Annotated in this window: 17 protein-coding genes; 3 read left to right on the top strand and 14 right to left on the bottom strand. The window is 43.1% G+C overall.

The genetic code is table 11. From position 1 onward, the window contains the following. Positions 1-15 precede the first annotated feature (15 nt). The 8 genes from ACTNBF_RS05855 to ACTNBF_RS05820 all read right to left on the bottom strand — a co-directional run bounded on the left by ACTNBF_RS05855 (position 16) and on the right by ACTNBF_RS05820 (position 9,354). Positions 16-948, bottom strand: coding sequence for a ParM/StbA family protein (locus tag ACTNBF_RS05855; protein WP_235250682.1), 933 nt, complete (start codon positions 946-948; stop codon positions 16-18). A gap of 111 nt (positions 949-1,059) precedes the next feature. Beyond that, on the bottom strand, positions 1,060-1,848 hold the full coding sequence (gene srtB, locus ACTNBF_RS05850) for a class B sortase (protein WP_235250684.1): 789 nt from the start codon (positions 1,846-1,848) through the stop codon (positions 1,060-1,062). 53 nt (positions 1,849-1,901) lie between these two features. Next, complete coding sequence (locus ACTNBF_RS05845) at positions 1,902-3,119, bottom strand: CHC2 zinc finger domain-containing protein (protein ID WP_235250685.1); 1,218 nt, start codon at positions 3,117-3,119, stop codon at positions 1,902-1,904. A gap of 66 nt (positions 3,120-3,185) precedes the next feature. Continuing rightward, positions 3,186-4,130 (bottom strand): hypothetical protein, encoded by a 945-nt coding sequence (locus ACTNBF_RS05840; RefSeq protein WP_235250686.1) that lies wholly within the window; start codon positions 4,128-4,130, stop codon positions 3,186-3,188. A 103-nt stretch (positions 4,131-4,233) separates the two neighbouring features. Further along, positions 4,234-6,480 (bottom strand): SF1B family DNA helicase RecD2, encoded by a 2,247-nt coding sequence (recD2, locus tag ACTNBF_RS05835; RefSeq protein WP_441019053.1) that lies wholly within the window; start codon positions 6,478-6,480, stop codon positions 4,234-4,236. A gap of 24 nt (positions 6,481-6,504) precedes the next feature. After that, complete coding sequence (locus ACTNBF_RS05830; RefSeq protein ID WP_427739564.1) at positions 6,505-7,548, bottom strand: YqaJ viral recombinase family protein; 1,044 nt, start codon at positions 7,546-7,548, stop codon at positions 6,505-6,507. Between the two features lie 34 nt (positions 7,549-7,582). Continuing rightward, positions 7,583-8,725, bottom strand: a complete 1,143-nt coding sequence (locus ACTNBF_RS05825) for a transposase (RefSeq protein WP_235251050.1) — start codon at positions 8,723-8,725, stop codon at positions 7,583-7,585. A 350-nt stretch (positions 8,726-9,075) separates the two neighbouring features. After that, on the bottom strand, positions 9,076-9,354 hold the full coding sequence (locus tag ACTNBF_RS05820; protein ID WP_441088898.1) for a hypothetical protein: 279 nt from the start codon (positions 9,352-9,354) through the stop codon (positions 9,076-9,078). Positions 9,355-9,506: 152 nt separating this feature from the next. Here ACTNBF_RS05820 and ACTNBF_RS05815 point away from each other — a divergent pair, with 152 nt between their 5' ends. The 3 genes from ACTNBF_RS05815 (at position 9,507) to ACTNBF_RS05805 (ending at position 11,592) form a co-directional block, all read left to right on the top strand. Next, complete coding sequence (locus ACTNBF_RS05815; protein ID WP_235251052.1) at positions 9,507-9,824, top strand: helix-turn-helix transcriptional regulator; 318 nt, start codon at positions 9,507-9,509, stop codon at positions 9,822-9,824. 355 nt (positions 9,825-10,179) lie between these two features. Beyond that, positions 10,180-10,374 (top strand): DUF3173 domain-containing protein, encoded by a 195-nt coding sequence (locus ACTNBF_RS05810; protein ID WP_154322052.1) that lies wholly within the window; start codon positions 10,180-10,182, stop codon positions 10,372-10,374. 33 nt (positions 10,375-10,407) lie between these two features. Continuing rightward, positions 10,408-11,592 (top strand): site-specific integrase, encoded by a 1,185-nt coding sequence (locus ACTNBF_RS05805; protein ID WP_235251053.1) that lies wholly within the window; start codon positions 10,408-10,410, stop codon positions 11,590-11,592. A 79-nt stretch (positions 11,593-11,671) separates the two neighbouring features. Here the strand turns inward: ACTNBF_RS05805 and guaA are convergent, their stop codons facing one another. From guaA to ACTNBF_RS05775, 6 genes are all read right to left on the bottom strand, one after another. Then, complete coding sequence (gene guaA / locus ACTNBF_RS05800; protein ID WP_441025017.1) at positions 11,672-13,213, bottom strand: glutamine-hydrolyzing GMP synthase; 1,542 nt, start codon at positions 13,211-13,213, stop codon at positions 11,672-11,674. A 65-nt stretch (positions 13,214-13,278) separates the two neighbouring features. Next, positions 13,279-14,286, bottom strand: a complete 1,008-nt coding sequence (locus ACTNBF_RS05795; protein WP_441088897.1) for a helix-turn-helix domain-containing protein — start codon at positions 14,284-14,286, stop codon at positions 13,279-13,281. A gap of 170 nt (positions 14,287-14,456) precedes the next feature. Beyond that, complete coding sequence (locus tag ACTNBF_RS05790) at positions 14,457-14,636, bottom strand: hypothetical protein (RefSeq protein ID WP_441088896.1); 180 nt, start codon at positions 14,634-14,636, stop codon at positions 14,457-14,459. A gap of 56 nt (positions 14,637-14,692) precedes the next feature. Beyond that, positions 14,693-15,553 carry a DNA glycosylase gene (locus tag ACTNBF_RS05785; RefSeq protein ID WP_427820840.1) on the bottom strand — a complete coding sequence of 287 codons (861 nt, stop codon included), beginning with the start codon at positions 15,551-15,553 and terminating at the stop codon, positions 14,693-14,695. A gap of 8 nt (positions 15,554-15,561) precedes the next feature. Next, entirely contained in the window at positions 15,562-16,242 is a 681-nt protein-coding gene (locus ACTNBF_RS05780; RefSeq protein WP_441088895.1) for a GrpB family protein, read from the bottom strand. A 136-nt stretch (positions 16,243-16,378) separates the two neighbouring features. After that, the gene (locus ACTNBF_RS05775) at positions 16,379-16,855 is read right to left on the bottom strand and encodes a DUF554 family protein (RefSeq protein ID WP_441025024.1); all 477 of its coding nucleotides are present in this window, start codon (positions 16,853-16,855) and stop codon (positions 16,379-16,381) included. Positions 16,856-16,857: the final 2 nt, after the last annotated feature.

Here is a 16,857-nt window from a genome sequence, read left to right as displayed (position 1 = left end):
CAATCACTTCCCATTCTATTTGCTGCTTTCATACATACGATACAGAAGATCATACCCTTTTGCATTGGCACGTAGGTCATCAATGAACAGATAACGTCCCAAACGGTCTGATTTCTCTAAAAATCGCCTGAGCAGAATAGAGCCGCCGCCAATGAAAACGGTATAAGCAGATTTCGTATCCACACCTCGTTCACGAATACTATTCAGAAGATCTGTGACATAGTCCTGTACCATATTCTCAACCGCCCGGACTACATACTCATCATAAAACTCTGTTTTCCCACGAATGATACTTTCCACATCTATTTCTTCCAGCAGCATGTCATATTCACTGTTGACTTTGGAAATGATCTCATTACACATAGTAATGATGCCCTTTTCCAATGAATCACAGTAATCCATATCTGGCTTTCCTCTTCTTAATAGCAGATAATCTGTTGTAAATCCCCCAATATCAATTCCTACTGCTTTCGGGGCTTCCCCAATCTTATCCATTTTTGTCATCATGGCAGCTAAATCCTGCACAAAAGCCCTCACATCTTTCATACACAGATGATATTCCTTTCCACAGTATTCCACCTGAAACACTTTTCCATCACCCTTAAAATATTTTTCATACCTGTCATACAGCTCCTTGTAATGCTTTGGCGGAAGTCCGATTGGAAGTTCAATCTGAATCACATCATCTGGCTGAATTTGTGTCTTGTCTTCCAATTCCATAGCAATTGCAAATAATGTAAGCACAAAAAATCGGGAGTCTGAAGTCTTATCCCTTTGATATGGGATACGGCGTTCGCTGAGCGTATAATACTTGTCCTGATACCGCAGATATACCTCGCCCCTAGCAGGCTTCTTATCCATTTCTGTCAGTCCTGTCGTGAATACATGATTACAGGTCTTCATATTACGGTTGCCCTGATCTACGGCTACTCTTAATTTCTTAATCATAAATGATCACTCCTTTTTTTCTTTCTACTTACTCTGTACGTACTACCTACGTAAAACGCAACCACACCCTCAAAAAATGTGAAAAGGCACCAGCAATAGCTGCCGATGCCTTCATTCATTATACATCTTTATGTTCCTCTCCAGTTTTCCATGCACCAGGTATCGATAATTTCGATCCGAGTTGACACAGGTAGAAAGCGTAACGATATGATCCGTATCCGTAACTTCCGTTCCTGTATCATAGGCAGCGTAGGATATAATCTTTTCCAAAAAGTCTTGATAATCTTCCAGTTCTGGAAATCGGTAAGTGAAACCCACACTTCCTGTCATTCCCGCATAGCTGGATACGATCCGGTACTCTAAGATGCCGTCCGGAAGATAGATATAAAAGCAAGGATACTTCTCAAATAACGATTTTTCCTGATATCTGTCCAACGTTCCGAACATACTTCCATTCTTCATATTATGCCCATACACAATCGTATTACTGTCCGTAAACTCCGGCTGGTTATGATAGTCGATAAAGATACTGCCATTCTTGTTTTCCTTCCCATCAAACATATGATGCAGATAGTAAGAATTGTCCTTTCCCTGCACAACCGGATAACTAATGTCCAGTGCCGGTATCTGGATCCATGCTACCACATCCGGATTCTGAGCCTTTAATCCTTCAAAATCTACCTGAAGGAACGTAAATCCTGAATCATCTTCTGGATCCGGATCATTTTTACCCTGCTCATCTGTTTCTGGATCCTGTACGTACTCCATAATTTCTTCATACGTACGATCGCCTTTCTGATACTCCAGAAAAATTCCTATTAATTTGCCTACGGCAAATATAAATATAATGAACGATGCAATCATCATAAACAGTAGTGGTACATTTCTTTTGCCTTTCATAAATCTTCTCCTTTCAAGAAAGACCAGAGCAGAATACTCCGGTCCTCCAGTTTCTATAATCTTTGAGACATTTTATCTGTCTGATTTATGTACAAATCATAATATAGATCATCAATTCCTTTGATTTGTCCACGCCATTCTTTGTTTTCATCCGTATTCCAAAGCATGCGCTTCACCGGTAATGAGCATTCCCTGCAAAGTTCGTACAGTTTCCTGCACCCACTTTGAATGATTTCCCTTTTTTTTACCTTATAAGGACACTCTCCAATCCTGTTACTCTGCGTGCATTCGCTGCATTTACTATACTGTCTATCACAGACAACCGGCATCTTCTTGTCCATGTCATAAGTCTCATACACAAGCTGAAGATTTCTTTTGGAAAGGCTCTCCAAAATTGGGCGAAGATTCCGCTGTTGGTTCACTCCGGGCATACATAAGAACGTAGCTCCGGATAGATAATGAGCAATGGTTCCTTTTAAAGCGCCTTCTGTCACATACACTTCTTTCGCATCCAAATTCCCGATTACATGAACCGGGCTGCCAGATGAGACTCCATATTGGTAATTTACACTAGAAAACCAGATATACTTTCTGGAATCTGTCACATGATCCAGCCGGATCTGAAATCCCTGGATCAGACCTTCCATGGAAAGAATCGGGATCAGGAATCCGGAATTCTTTGCTGAAAAATGAATCGTCCATTTTCCATCCTGATCCTGATAAAATCCCGGCACTCCCTCTACCATACATCCTTTTTCCTGTAGTTTCCTGGTCAGACTTTTTAATCCAAAGAGAGGAACGCTCCGATATCTTTGCATCTCGATCTGCTCGTCCGTAAGCCCTCTCGCCAGCAAGTCTTCCCTGTGCTTTTCTGATAACGTAAGATAGGAAAGCAGCATGGAATAGGTATGGTTGATTTCCGCATCCGATGCACGGTCACTATTTTCGGGAATCTCAGGCTCCGGCTTTTTCTCCGGAATCTTATAATCATCCCGGTATTGTCCCAGGTTTAATGCCTCCCGGATCTGCCGATTTGCTTCTGCCTTGGAGAGTCCATATAATTTGGCGTATAAATCCAACATTCCCCCCTGCTCATTGCAATAATTACAACGGAAGACGTTTTTCCTGATATTGACATTCATCTTTCCCGTTTTATGGTTGCAGAAAGGACAGTCCACATCATAGGAACTGGGATTTTTCCGACGCACCTGCAGATTCAGTACACGCACCACATCGCGGATATCGTAATCAAACCCTGACATGTCATACATCCATATTCAAGCCTCCTTTCCCCTGCAGCCAGATAGCTGACTGTGGGTCTTAACAGGCAGAATCCACTATCCTGCCATTGGTAATGCTTTATTTAACAAAAATTTAGCTGCAGCCGGAACCGCATTGTTATTTCCGGAATAACTTCTGGCAAACCAGTCCAGACTTTGCGGACTTTCTTTTGCCACCTGGCCCATAGTCTTGCCGCCATATTTCCCTTTGCCCGGAATCTCAACCTGCACCGCCTGCTCATAAGTCATATGCTGCAGAAGTTCTTCTACCGGTAGGGAACCGTCTAGCGCAATTCCCACTGTACCTGTCGCCATGGAATTCATTCCCGGCTGCTGGCCATAGGTATTTTGCATGGATGGCTGACCGATGATGGAGCCATTTGCCTGTGCCTGTTGGAAGAACTGTCCCATCATGCCAGACTGTAGCTGCATCGGCGGAATGGAACCACCCGTCATCTGCCTTTCAGGCTGTTGATACGTATTTTCAGTCGATTGATAATCAGCCCGATTCCCGCTATAAGGACTCTGCACAGTTCCTGAATTTTGAGATGACTGCGGAATCTGAATCCCGGCATCCACCTGTTCCGGATCATTTTCTTCACCTACATCCGCAAACTGAAGTCCAAACCCGGCATCTGACAGTGCCCGTCCGACAGCAGCCGTTTCCGCAAGTTCCAGAAATTTCGCTCCAAAATTCGGATCCTCTGACCGGAATTTCTGTGAAAACGCATTAGCAATAAAGTTATCCTCTGCGTCACACTTATCCAGATAAATTCTCGCTTCCACCAAAGCTGCATTTTCTGAAAAACTGCGGACAATACTAATAATCTTTCCCATGGGATATACCAGACGGAACCAGAGTTTCCGGTATTTCACATCCAGATACAGCTGGTCTTCCTGTCCTTCCTTTTCCAGTCTTCTTGCAAGTTCCACAGGATTAAATCCTTCCACCCGGTTGAGTGCTGCAACAGCTTCTGATTTGTCATATAAGATTGATTTCATTCGTTCTGCTCCTTTCGATTTCTGTTCAAAATAAAAGCAGACGAAAACCCTACATAGAGTAATAGTCTGCATTTCTCTGAGATTGTAATATTTCTTCAAATTTTCATACTGCAAGTTTTAACTGTTCTATTTCCTGCGCAGGCTTATTCCGGCTTTGATACTGGTCATAATAGCTACAGATTCTCTCTGCAAGCACTGTATTTCTCTTTCCACTGTCATCAGTATGAATCGCCTGACATACTGCGTTCCAATCCCCGACCAGATACACTTTGGACTTTGCCCTGGTAACTGCAGTATAGAGAATATTGCGTTTCAGCATAACATAGAATGCCTTCACCCATGGAATTATTACCACCGGGCACTCTGATCCCTGTGATTTGTGAACCGTAATCGCATTTGCATGTTCAATCATTTCCATCTGCTCCAGCTCATACTCTATCATCCGGTTCTCCGTAAATTGGATACTGATCTTGGGGTTGCCTTCCTCGTCTTCATAAAAATCCAGAATGGTTCCCATATCTCCGTTGCTGATAAGAGCAGTATTTTTATTCTGTATGATCTTATCCCCAACCCGAAATACGTCTTTTCCAATCACAAGTTCCTTCTTTCCACTGACTGGTGGATTGATGATATCCTCCAGTGTGCGGTTCAGTTCCACCACACCAGCTGCAGTTCTTACCCGGAAAGGTGTCAGGATCTGCACCTTGTCGTGACCATTTCGGATGACTTCCTCCTGATAGAGTCTCTTTACGGTATCTGCAGTTTCTTCTGTCCCTTTGCAGGGCACAAACACAAAATCATCACCCAGAATCAGGTTGGTTTTTCCCTCCTGCATCAGCTTTGCATTCACTGGTATGTTGCTTGTGGCACCCTGACGATACACAAGGTCAAGCATTGTGACCGGTATCAGCCCACATTGGATAAGCTGACAAAATACATCACCGGCTCCCACCGAAGGAAGCTGGTCCACATCCCCCACGAGAAGGATTCTTGTATTTCCTTTGACTCTCTGGAAGAATTCATAAGCCAGCCGCATATCCACCATGGATGTTTCATCCACATTGACAAACCCTGCCTCCAGATAGGCAAACTCAGCCGTATAATCTTCTCCCAGAAGCCCCATTGCCATATGCATGGTCGAGGCGTTCTGGTTACCCGTACTTTCTGCCATCCGTCTTGCAGCTCTGCCGGTCGGTGCCATTAACTGCACTTCAGACTTACATTTCATGCCATGGATATAGAGGATCACCTTTAAAACAGTTGTCTTTCCGGTACCCGGACCTCCTGTAATGATGCTGATGGGATTCGCAAACACCATCCGGACCGCCTGTTTCTGCTTTTCTGACAGTGTAATTCTCAGAACTTTCTGCGCCTGTACAAGTTCAGTCTCCACATCAAGCGATTCCATAGGATAAAGAATCCGCCTTGCTATCATGGCTGCGGTCTGCTCCTCTGCTTCAAACTGGCGGAAGGTATAAACCTTTTCATCATCCAACACAATGCTGTTCTGCATAACCAGACGGTAGAGTACATTGCTCACATCCTGAACGGTCACTGCCTGAAAAGTCAGATCTTTATTCAACACTTCCAGTACCTGTTCTGTTAGAATCTCCTGTTCCAGATAAAGATGCCCTTCCTTCATAGCCTCACTTAGCACGTAACTGATGCACCCTGAAATACGCATGGGATCATTCAGAGTCTTTCCGAGTGCCCTGCCAATGTTATCCACTGTCAGGAATCCAAATCCCTTGACTGCACATAACATATATGGGCGTTTCCGGATGATATCCACGGATTCATCTTTAAATGTCTGTAGGATCAGATTCACTTTCTTTGGTGTCACTTTGTAAGGAGCCAGAAAGGTCATCAGCTCCCGAAACACCTGGTTCTTCCCAAAGGAATCCATAATCCCACGGAGTTTCTTTTCTGAAATTCCTGGAATCGAAAGCAGTTTCTCCGGTGTTTTCTCAATGACTTCCAGCGTATCCAGACCAAATTGACGATAGATGGCTTCCGCTGTCCTCTGTCTGACGCCTTTTATTGCACCAGATGCTAAATATCCTATGATTCCTTCTTTCGTCCTTGGAACAATTTCCATAAAGGATTCCACTTTATACTGTAGACCATGACTTCCGTTTTCCCAAGATCCTTCCATTTCCAGTTCAATCTGATCTGTAAGAGGCAAATTGTATCCAACGGCAGTAAACCCAATCATCTTTCGGGATGCCAGATACCGGTCCCTGGCTGACAATGGTACGGACGTATCCTGGGTACAATAGAGTGCCACAGTAAAACCATTTCCTTCATTCATATAGATCTTATTCACATATCTGCATCGCATCTTCCACATCCCTCCAGTTTGAATTTGAAAACATTATGCAGCCTCCTTCTTTATACGAAATGTCCTGCTCTCAGTTGTCTTCGCATATTCTTCATAAATATCAGGATGCTGAATCTTCAGCTTCTCCATCTGCGCTTTTCCGATCTGTGTACGTTTTGTAGGATTATACGTAATCCGGTAACAATTCGTACCATCCTTTAAAATAGCTTTGCATCTGGCTCCTAACTGCTCCACAAAAGGGACGCTGATCGCACGCTGCTCCGATTCGATCTCTTTTTTTCTTTTTTCAATTTGGGATTTTTCTTCTGCTAAAGCAAGATATCTTTCAAGATTTTTAGATTCCAGACATGATAATTCGATTTCCGGGAGACTAATGTCCGCATATCCCACAGATCTCCGAATACTATCTAAAATGAGGTCTGTCTTTCCGTTATACGGTGGTTCCACATGTTTTTCAACATATTCCTCCCAGAAGAATACTTCCTGTTCTATGATGTCTTCTTCATCCATCAGATCACGCTCCAGATAGCGGAATACAAATTCGTCTTCATTATTCCCATACAGACATGCAATATAAGCTTTCTGCATGTTCATGACCGACAGATAATGTTTGACCTGGAGCACATAATTATCCGGAATTGCATCATCATCCCATTTCTTACTTGCATTGTAATTACAGGTCTTACATTCAAGAATTCCGTATGTACCATCGGGAAATAAAATAAAAAAATCCACATCTGCAAGCATGAACGGATACAGGGGATGCCGGAACATTTTTCTTACCGGAAATACCTTCAGTCCTGTCTTTCTGACAAAAATCTCTGCTACAAGATCTTCCAGCCGATGTCCGACTTCCTTTGCAACCCAGTTACTTTCTTCTTCCTTCGGGATAGCAGGCAGTATTCCCACCTTGTTGTTATATAGATCCCGGATCGTCGCAAACGGGGAGATTCCCATGATGGCGGCTACATCGCTGCCGCCAATTCCCTTTTTACGGTAATCAAGCCATTCCTCTCTCGTAAGTTCACTGATATCCACTACAATCTCCGGTTCATAATTCAAATTCAGTCCTGTCATTCTTTATTCCCTCCTTCTGATTTTTCTTATTACCTTACCATTTGATTGCTCCACCTACATCAAACTCTTTCCAGTCTAAAGCCAATGCACGGGTAATCTGTTCTTCCAGATTAATGATTGCTGCTCCCTGCATCCCTTCACAGGCTGCAAAAAACGATGCTTCGTTCATTGCAAAATAAAGGTCATGTGCAGTACAGGGTCCGTTTCCTTTCTGGAACTCGAACATTTCCGCCACATCATTGATCAATTTTTTTCGGATTCCCAGGCGTTTCATCAATAAACGAATACAATTCAGCGGATGACGGATTTCAATATCCATCAATTTTGTTATATCTGAAATCGCATCCTGATATCTGGAACAGAGCATTCTTAAATTTGCCAGAAACTGTGTCATATCAGCACCGCCGGTATGCGCCAGTTTAATTGGACTGCCAAGACTGATCGTCCTGCCACTGCTGGAGCAGGTCAGCATCGGATACAGATTTGCACCGCTTACTGCAACATCTGATGTCGTAAGCCTTACAGCGGGTGCAATGATATTATCGCTGATGCCATGATCACTTAAAGCCTCCCTGTAAGTATCCAGAAGTTCCTGATTTCCACCAAGTTCCCACATTGCGGAAACAATGGAATGATCGAACATTCCGGAACCTTCCACGTAACTGTTTCCCGGAAAATTGGTATTCAGAAACTGCATGGTCATTTCAAATACTGCCCGCATATCCAATATGCTGTAATCGTGGTGATCTCCGCCGTGAACTGCAGATACTTTTCCATCTGCAATCTTAATCAGAGCATCCCCTTTCGCTACCTTCAGGCAATAATTCACTACCTTCGTATAATTTGCTGTTTCCAGTTTCCTAAGCCCCGAGCCAGAAATTCCTGCCCGATCCAGAATTGTCCGGATTGCACAGGTACGCACCGGATAGGTCTCACCCTTAATTTTTAAGGCAAGCTGGGTATTATTCTCAGTATCCTCCAGAATCTCCTCCCAATTCTTTCCTACTGTGTCCTTCATTTTACCCGCTTCCTGAATAGCCGGAACCAGTCGCAGTGTTCTTGTAGGCTTACGGATCCAGGATGATTCTTTTGCTCTCTGTGCCAAAAATTCCAGCATCTCCTTTGGGTCTGCAAACGTCGTCTGATACGCATCTGCAAAAATTCTTGTTTCATTCATGTGTCTTTCCACCTTTCTTAAAATAAGTTTTATCCATAAACAGCTCAAAGCTGATTGTGGCTGCTCCATCTGCCATTAAACAAAAAAAAGGAATGAAAAGAGTATTTCTCCATTCATTCCTAAATCTCTGGTATTTTACCTAATAAAACAAAAAGCATCACTACTGCGATACACACCGCATAGTGACACTTTATACAAACATAAACAGCTTATGCCAGACAGGAAGTTTTTGTCTGCCTGTTGATTCCGGGATTCGCACAATCCCAGAACTTCCCTACAAGGGAATGCATAAAAAATAAACTATATCAGTATAGTAGCACAAGATATTGTTTGTGTCAATTCTATATATACTATATATTGTTTTCTGTGATAAAAACAATATGCTCACCCAGGAATTCTTTACATGTTTGTTTTACCTTTCCGTACTGCTCACTGTCTTTCTTAGCAGCTCCTGCACACAATGCAGAAAGGGGACATCCCTCACAGTTATTCTGCAAGGCTTCTTTAATCCATTTGATTTCCTGTTCTGTTCCGATTACTTTCATCTGACTCACCTCTATTACATCATACCCCGAAATCATATAAGCAACACATTTTTTATCTTGCTTTTTACGTCTGTAACACGCCAAAAGCTCACCATTTTACTTGATGTAATGTATTGTATCCGTAAATTACGGTTACAATCAATAATATTGTTCTTTATATCCTTAATACACCTATTTTAATCCGCAATTTCACTTTCGTAAATAGTTTAAAATGAAGGAAAATGGAGGTGTGACAGATGGATGAAAAATTTATTGCAGAACGCATTACCGAACTGCGCTTAAAAAAAGATATTTCGGAATACCAGATGAGTCTTGATCTTGGTAAAAATAAAAGTTACATCCAGAATATCAGTTCCGGACGTTCTCTGCCTTCCATGAGCCAGTTCTATGAAATTTGCCGCTATTTTGAAATCACACCTCAGGAATTCTTTGATGAAAGGCTTCATGATCTGCCTCTGTATCAAAAAGCCAATGAATTATTAAAGCAATTGGACGAAGACGATATGCTGGCCATCCTCTCTATTCTCAAACGATTAACTGAAAAACATTCTTAATGTCTTATCGGCTGCCTGTATTATGGCAGCTTTTTTTCTGCTTTTTTTCCAATATTTAAAATTCCATGACTATTTCTAAGTAAATGGGCAAGACCCAAGTTGTACTTTGATAATTACATACACCTCTCAGGAGATTGATATAGGTGCTGCAGATAGTGCTTGCGTTTATTGCGTGCCTGCAGCTTTAAGATTACATAGTAACGCCTTATACGTGGCCGGAAAGGGCGCAGGAACTGGCTTCTGGGAGATTTACACCATTTTTCGTCAGGCTATTTTACAATAGTAAAATTACTCTAAACTTGATATAATAATGGACAGGTATTGAAGTTTTATCCTGTCCATAGAAAGGAGTAGAATGATTACAGTAACAAAAAGTGATTTGATAAAGTTAGGTTATGGTCCTTCTTTTTCAGCAGACATTATCCGGGAAGCGAAAAAGCTGATGATTGCCAAAGGCCATACTTATTATCAATCAAAGAAACTGGACAGGGTACCAAAGGAAGCGGTTGAGGAATTATTGGGAATCACTTTGCCAGATACTGAAAACTAAGTGTACTTCTTGCATTAGAGAAGGAGTGTAACCATGGCAAAAGATCCAATCAAGAAAGCAACTAACGGAACCTATTATTTCAGGGCGAACTTAGGGAAACACCCTGTAACCGGGAAACAAATACAAAAGTATCGCAGTGGATTTGCAACAAAGAAAGAGGCTCGGGCAGAATATTCAAAGCTTATTCTGTCTACACCAGATGAACTTACGGAAAAGAAAGAGGAAGTGACTTTCAAAAAATTTATTCAGGAGATTTATCTTCCCTGGTATAAAACCCAGGTAAAAGAAAGTACATACAAGAACAGGTATGCTACCATTGAAAAACACTTTGCCTATTTCTATAAGATGAATACTGACAAAATTGAGCCAATTCATGTGCAAAACTGGCAATTAAAACTGGCAAAAAACTACAGCCCAAATTATGTGAGGATTATACAGGGAATGCTTGCAGTCGCATTTGACAGAGCTATCGTTCTGGGACTTGCAAAGAAAAATCCGGCCAGAATGATCGGAAATGTCAAAAGCAGAAAACCGAAAATTGATTTCTGGACACTGGAAGAATTCCAGAAAGTCATTTCTCTACTGTATAAGGGAGATTACTATGAACACTACTTGTTCATTTCTTACTGGTTGTTATTTATGACTGGAATGCGAATCGGAGAAGCTGCGGCTCTGCAATGGTCAGATATTGATTTTGAAACAGGTATTCTCAGCATCAACAAAAATCTTTACTACAAAACCATGACCGACTACAAATTTGTAGAGACAAAAACGCAGGCTAGTATACGGGATATCGTTATAGATGATGATACGCTTAAAGAGCTGAAAGAATGGAAAGAAGTTCAACAGAAAGTTCTACCGAAATGTAATTTTATATTAAGCTATAACGGAACGCCCACCAGCAAGACAACTCTGCCAAGAGCCCTCGAAAAGCTGGCAAATCTTGCTGGTGTCCACCGTATTAAAATTCATGCCTTACGGCATTCCCACGCTTCCCTGTTAATCAGCATGGGAGAAAACCCATTAATTATCAAAGACCGTTTAGGACACGAAAAAATCCAAACGACTTTGGGAACCTATGGGCATTTATATCCAAACAGCAACTTTGAAGTAGCAAAGAAGCTGACAGGAAAACTTACCTATACACCTGCAACAGAAAGTGTGGCTGATTACACAAGCAATCAGTTCACAGCTGAGTATCATAAGCAGGTGAATTAGAAAAATGCAATAAAAATGCAATTTTCAAAGGCCGAAGCCCGGAAGCCCCGTAAAATAAGGCTTTCTGGCCCACCGCCTACTATTCGAACTCAATCGTCCCCGGCGGTTTCGAGGTCAAATCGTACATGACTCGATTAACCCCTTTCACCTCATTAATAATCCTGTTCATGCACTTATTTAGCACTTCATACGGAATTTCCGCCGCCTCAGCGGTCATAAAGTCACTCGTATTTACAGCCCGAAGCGCCACTGCATAGTCATACGTTCTGAAATCTCCCATAACTCCGACAGATCTCATATTGGTAAGTGCCGCGAAATACTGTCCAAGTCCGGTATCAATACCAGCCTTCGCAATCTCTTCCCGGTAAATTGCATCTGCATCCTGAACGATCTTCACCTTCTCAGCCGTTACTTCCCCGATGATACGGATTCCAAGTCCCGGTCCCGGGAATGGCTGTCTGCTTACAAGGTATTCCGGAATTCCAAGTTCTCTTCCGGCTTTGCGCACTTCATCTTTGAAGAGAAGTCTGAGCGGTTCCACGATCTCTTTGAAATCCACGCAGTCCGGAAGTCCGCCTACATTGTGGTGGCTCTTGATCACTGCGGATTTTCCAAGTCCGGATTCGATGACATCCGGGTAAATGGTTCCCTGAACGAGGAAGTCTACCGCACCGATCTTCTTTGCTTCTTCTTCAAATACGCGGATAAATTCTTCACCGATAATCTTTCTCTTTGCTTCCGGTTCGGTTACGCCGGCGAGTTTTGCATAGAAACGATCCTGTGCGTTTACACGGATGAAATTCAGGTCGTATGGTCCTTCCGGCCCGAATACGGCTTCTACTTCGTCGCCTTCATTTTTACGCAGAAGGCCATGGTCTACGAATACGCAGGTGAGCTGCTTTCCGACTGCTTTTGACAGAAGTACGGCTGCCACGGAAGAGTCAACTCCGCCGGACAGTGCGCAGAGCACTTTTCCGTCTCCGACTTTTTCGCGTACATCCTGAATGGTCTTCTCTACGAAGGATCCCATCTGCCAGTCTCCTTTGCATTCGCACACTTTATAAACGAAATTGGAGAGCATCTTTGTTCCTTCCTGGGTATGCATAACTTCCGGATGGAACTGAACTGCATACAATTTCTTTTCTGCACATTCCATTGCAGCCACCGGACATACCGGCGTTGTTGCGGTAATTCTGAATCCTTCCGGTGCATTTGCAATGTAGTCGGTGTGACTCATCCAACAAATGGTAGATTCAGAAACTCCGTTGAATAAAACGGATGTAGGATCTACCTTTACTTCTGTTTTGCCATATTCGCTCACCGGAGCAGTTTCTACGCTTCCGCCCATCAGATATGCCATAAGCTGTGAGCCGTAACAGATACCCAGCACCGGGATGCCGAGTTCCAGGATTGCTTTCTCATAACGTGGTGAGGCTTCATCATAAACGCTGTTCGGTCCGCCTGTGAAAATGATTCCTTTCGGATTCATCTCCTTGATCTTTTCCAGGCTCAGAGTATATGGATGAACTTCACAATATACATTACACTCTCTGACACGTCTTGCAATTAACTGATTATACTGTCCGCCGAAATCGAGGACAATTACTAATTCGTTCTTCACAAGTTTTCCTCCCTATTATTGTTGTAGTGATTTTATTATAAATGAGGTCGCGGAATTTCGCAACCTCAACATTTCTTTCTCTCATCACCTTTCACAATCAGTGCGATTCCGATCACAGCCGCATACAGGACTCCGGCACACGGCCAGACGATCCAGGTTCTGTGCCATGCATTCGTATAAAAACTGATTCCCAGATAAATTGCTGTTATAACACACCAGTAAATGCTGCTGATTCGTGCTGTTTTCTTTTGCTCCATTTTCTTTTCGTAGGTGTAATCGCCTTCCTGAAGGAGCATCTGATAGCAACCTCTCGTCTGTCCTGAGACTACAAATAAGAATACTGCTACAGATACGATGCAAAGGAGCACAACCACGCACCACATATATACCAGATCCCGATCGGTTACGATCGGTGCGGCAAAAAGTGGGACGGCACTGAGAATGCACAGAACGATTCCGACGATCGTACAGATTCGGTAGGTTCCTTCATATTCCGCCATGCGTTTGCGCACAATTCCTTCTACACCGTATTCCAGCGAGAACTGTTCTTTTTCCAGGTATTCGAATCTCTCCATCTTCATTCCGTGTAATACGAAAAATGCAGTGGCCGCCGCTACCATGAGTAAAAGTATGATCAGTCCTGCCCCTCCGGCCAGGTTTTCTGAAATACTGATTTTCGTCTCTTCTGCCAGTACTCCCAGTGCAAGAAGCGGAACCGGAGACAAAACACAGGTCATTACTGCCAATGCCATCTGTTTGGCGGAGCCGATTCGTGCTTCCATAAATTCGGTGGCCTCTTCCATGCTGACTCTCCGAAGCACTGCTCCCTCTTCTACCAGCTCTGCCTGTACATTTACAATGTCAGGTGCCAGCTCGATTTCTTCTTTTAATAAGTAATCCGTGCTGACTCCGAAGATTTCACTCAGCTTCAGAATCCGCTCCAGATCCGGAATCGATGCTCCGGACTCCCATTTTGAGACTGACTGCCGTGACACGCCCAACTGATATGCCAGTTCTTCCTGCGACCAGCCATTTTTCTTTCTCATTTCCATAATCTTTTCTGCTAAAATCATTTTCTGACCTTCCTTTCTGATAAGAAACTTTCCCGTTGCTTTTTTCTCATCGGGTATGTCTGTATCATAGGATATTTTCCGGTTGACAACCACCAATTGCGCTGTATAATTTGTCACCTATCAGTTGCATCGAACGATATTCTTCTGAAAATGCCGTTCCATCTGCAGGTTTAATGTCTTTTCCCTTCCAGTCCAGCAAAAAAGAGCTCATATCCCAGTTCCCTGCAGACTCTGCAAAATGCTGACAGTGGCTCCGCTTCTTCCCTGGTCGCCAGAAGAAGGCGTTTCCACTCTTCGTTGTGCGCTACCCTTGTCTGTAATTCATCCAACATTCCTACTACATTCATCATTTCAGTCTCCTCCTTTTTGCTGTCTGGTTACGTTGTCTCTATAGGAAACGATTTCATTACTTTGATCGTTTACCTGCTTCTAATGGTGTCCCTGCCAGTTCATAATAGAAAATGTATTGTTGAAGCACACCTTCCACTCCTTTGTATCGGCGTTTTGGAAATCCCCGCTTATAGTGCGTCTCCATTGCCTGATGAATATGGGTATCCACCGGAAATGCCTGCAGGTGATGCAGTGCAAAAAGGCAGATACAGTCCGCCACCTTCACCCCTACACCGAAAAGCTTCAGAAGTTCTTCTTTCGCTTTTTTATAGGACATGTTCCGGATCGCATCTAAATCGATTTCGCCGCAAACGATGCTTCTGGCACTTCTCACCACATATTTGCTGCGATATCCCAGGTTACATGCTTTGAGCGCATCCTCGTCAAGTCCTGCCAGTGCTTCCGGTTTTGGAAATGCATAATAAGTCTGCCCTTTGGCATTTTCCTTCTTTTCTCCATATTCCCGGCAAATATTTTCAATGCATTTGCGGATTCTTGGAATATTATTTTGCTGGGAAATTAAGAAGGACACGATCATTTCCCATAAATCCTGTCTGAGTATTCGCATTCCGGAACCAAATGCAGCCGCATTTAGCAAATAAGTATCATTCGGATTGATCTGTGCGATATAACTTGCATAATCCGTTTCCAGATCAAAATATTCTTTCCAGAAGCCTTCAAACTCCTCTTCGGTGCAATCGAACATGCACTCTTTTCCATTTTGCAGTATTTCGAGATACCGGTCTCCTGCAATCACCTGCATCCGGATTTCTCCGGAAGCAGGATCCGTCTCGCCATGAATCGGAGTCATACGGAAGCATTGTCCCGAATCACAGATCTGATAAATACTGAAATTCTCTATCGTTTTTCTAACCATTTTTCCCTCTACTTTTTCGTTTTTGCATAGCCGACTACGAGACCAAGGCACATCCCTATGCCGATACCATAGCACATTCCGAGTGACATATTTCCAAATGCAGCTCCGAACGCACTTCCCATTGCCACACCGAAACACATTCCAAGAGACATGCAGGTTCCGATATGGTTCTGCTTCTCCTGCCATGCGAGCGCCTCCTGCTCCAGTTCCTTCATAAATGCGTCTTTTCCTTCACAGTATCCGTCATTATCATAGGTAAATTCTTCTGCAAGCCTCGTCTTTAAGTCCGCATATTCTTCTGCTTTTTCTTTGTTGCTTCTTAGATAATCCCGCACCGCAAGATGCCGCTGGATCTGGGCAGTATTATCTTTCTGAAAAATATGAATATGATGCGTCCGGTTATCGCCGCCTTTTCTGTAGAAGCGCCTTCCCGGAATGCCGAATTCTCCCATGCACTCGTATCCAAGAGCTTCAAACTGTGCATTCTGTCCGTCCACAAGGGAAATGTCTTTGACCACAGGCATGATGTCGATCACCGGCTTTGCCTTTAATCCCTTCACAGAAGTACTGCCGATGTGATGAATTTCCACGCAGTTTTTTCCCAGGATTGCTTTTATTTTTTTCGCCTCTTCTTTGAACTGTTTCTCCCATTCCGGATTATAGTCCACAACCTCTATTTTTCTTGCCATGATTATCTCCCCCCTCCAATATAGTATAATTATATCGTATCTCTATTAATTCATTAATCTAGAAATCTTTTAATTTCTTTGTTCCCGTTATTGATTGCGTTCCCTATATAGTAAAGCATATTTTCTCATCCAGATTCTAACTTAATATGAAATCGGCAAAAAAGCCGCTATGACCGCAAACCCAAGTGACGGAAGCCTGTTTGCAACCCTCATTTTCTTTCCCCAGGCCAAATTTATTCCCACACAGAAGATCAAAATAGAACCGATCATAGAGAGATAATTCAGCGCGAGATCCGTCATGATCGGTTTCAGTAGTGTTGCCAGCAACGTGATCGCACCTTCGAACACGAAAACAGGAATTGCGGAAAACACGCATCCTTTCCCAAGAGAACAAGTCAAAACCATTTACAAAATTCTTATCTTTTGCATTTCCGGTTTTCCTCTTCAACCATTCGCCAAACCGCTCAAACCATTCTTCGATATTGATCATTTCTCCGACCAGAGCGCCCAGCGCGATACAAAGGACGACCATCATTGCCTGCCCGCTCACCAGTGCGCCATTTTCAATCTTCATCACGCCCGCCGTATTGATAGCTGTTCCTAACCCTGCCATTT

The sequence above is a fragment of the Bariatricus sp. HCP28S3_A4 genome (assembly GCF_052066395.1).
Classification (GTDB): Bacteria; Bacillota; Clostridia; order Lachnospirales; family Lachnospiraceae; genus Allocoprococcus.
Note: the sequence above shows the minus strand (reverse complement) of the source record. Positions and strands in the feature narration are given on the sequence as shown.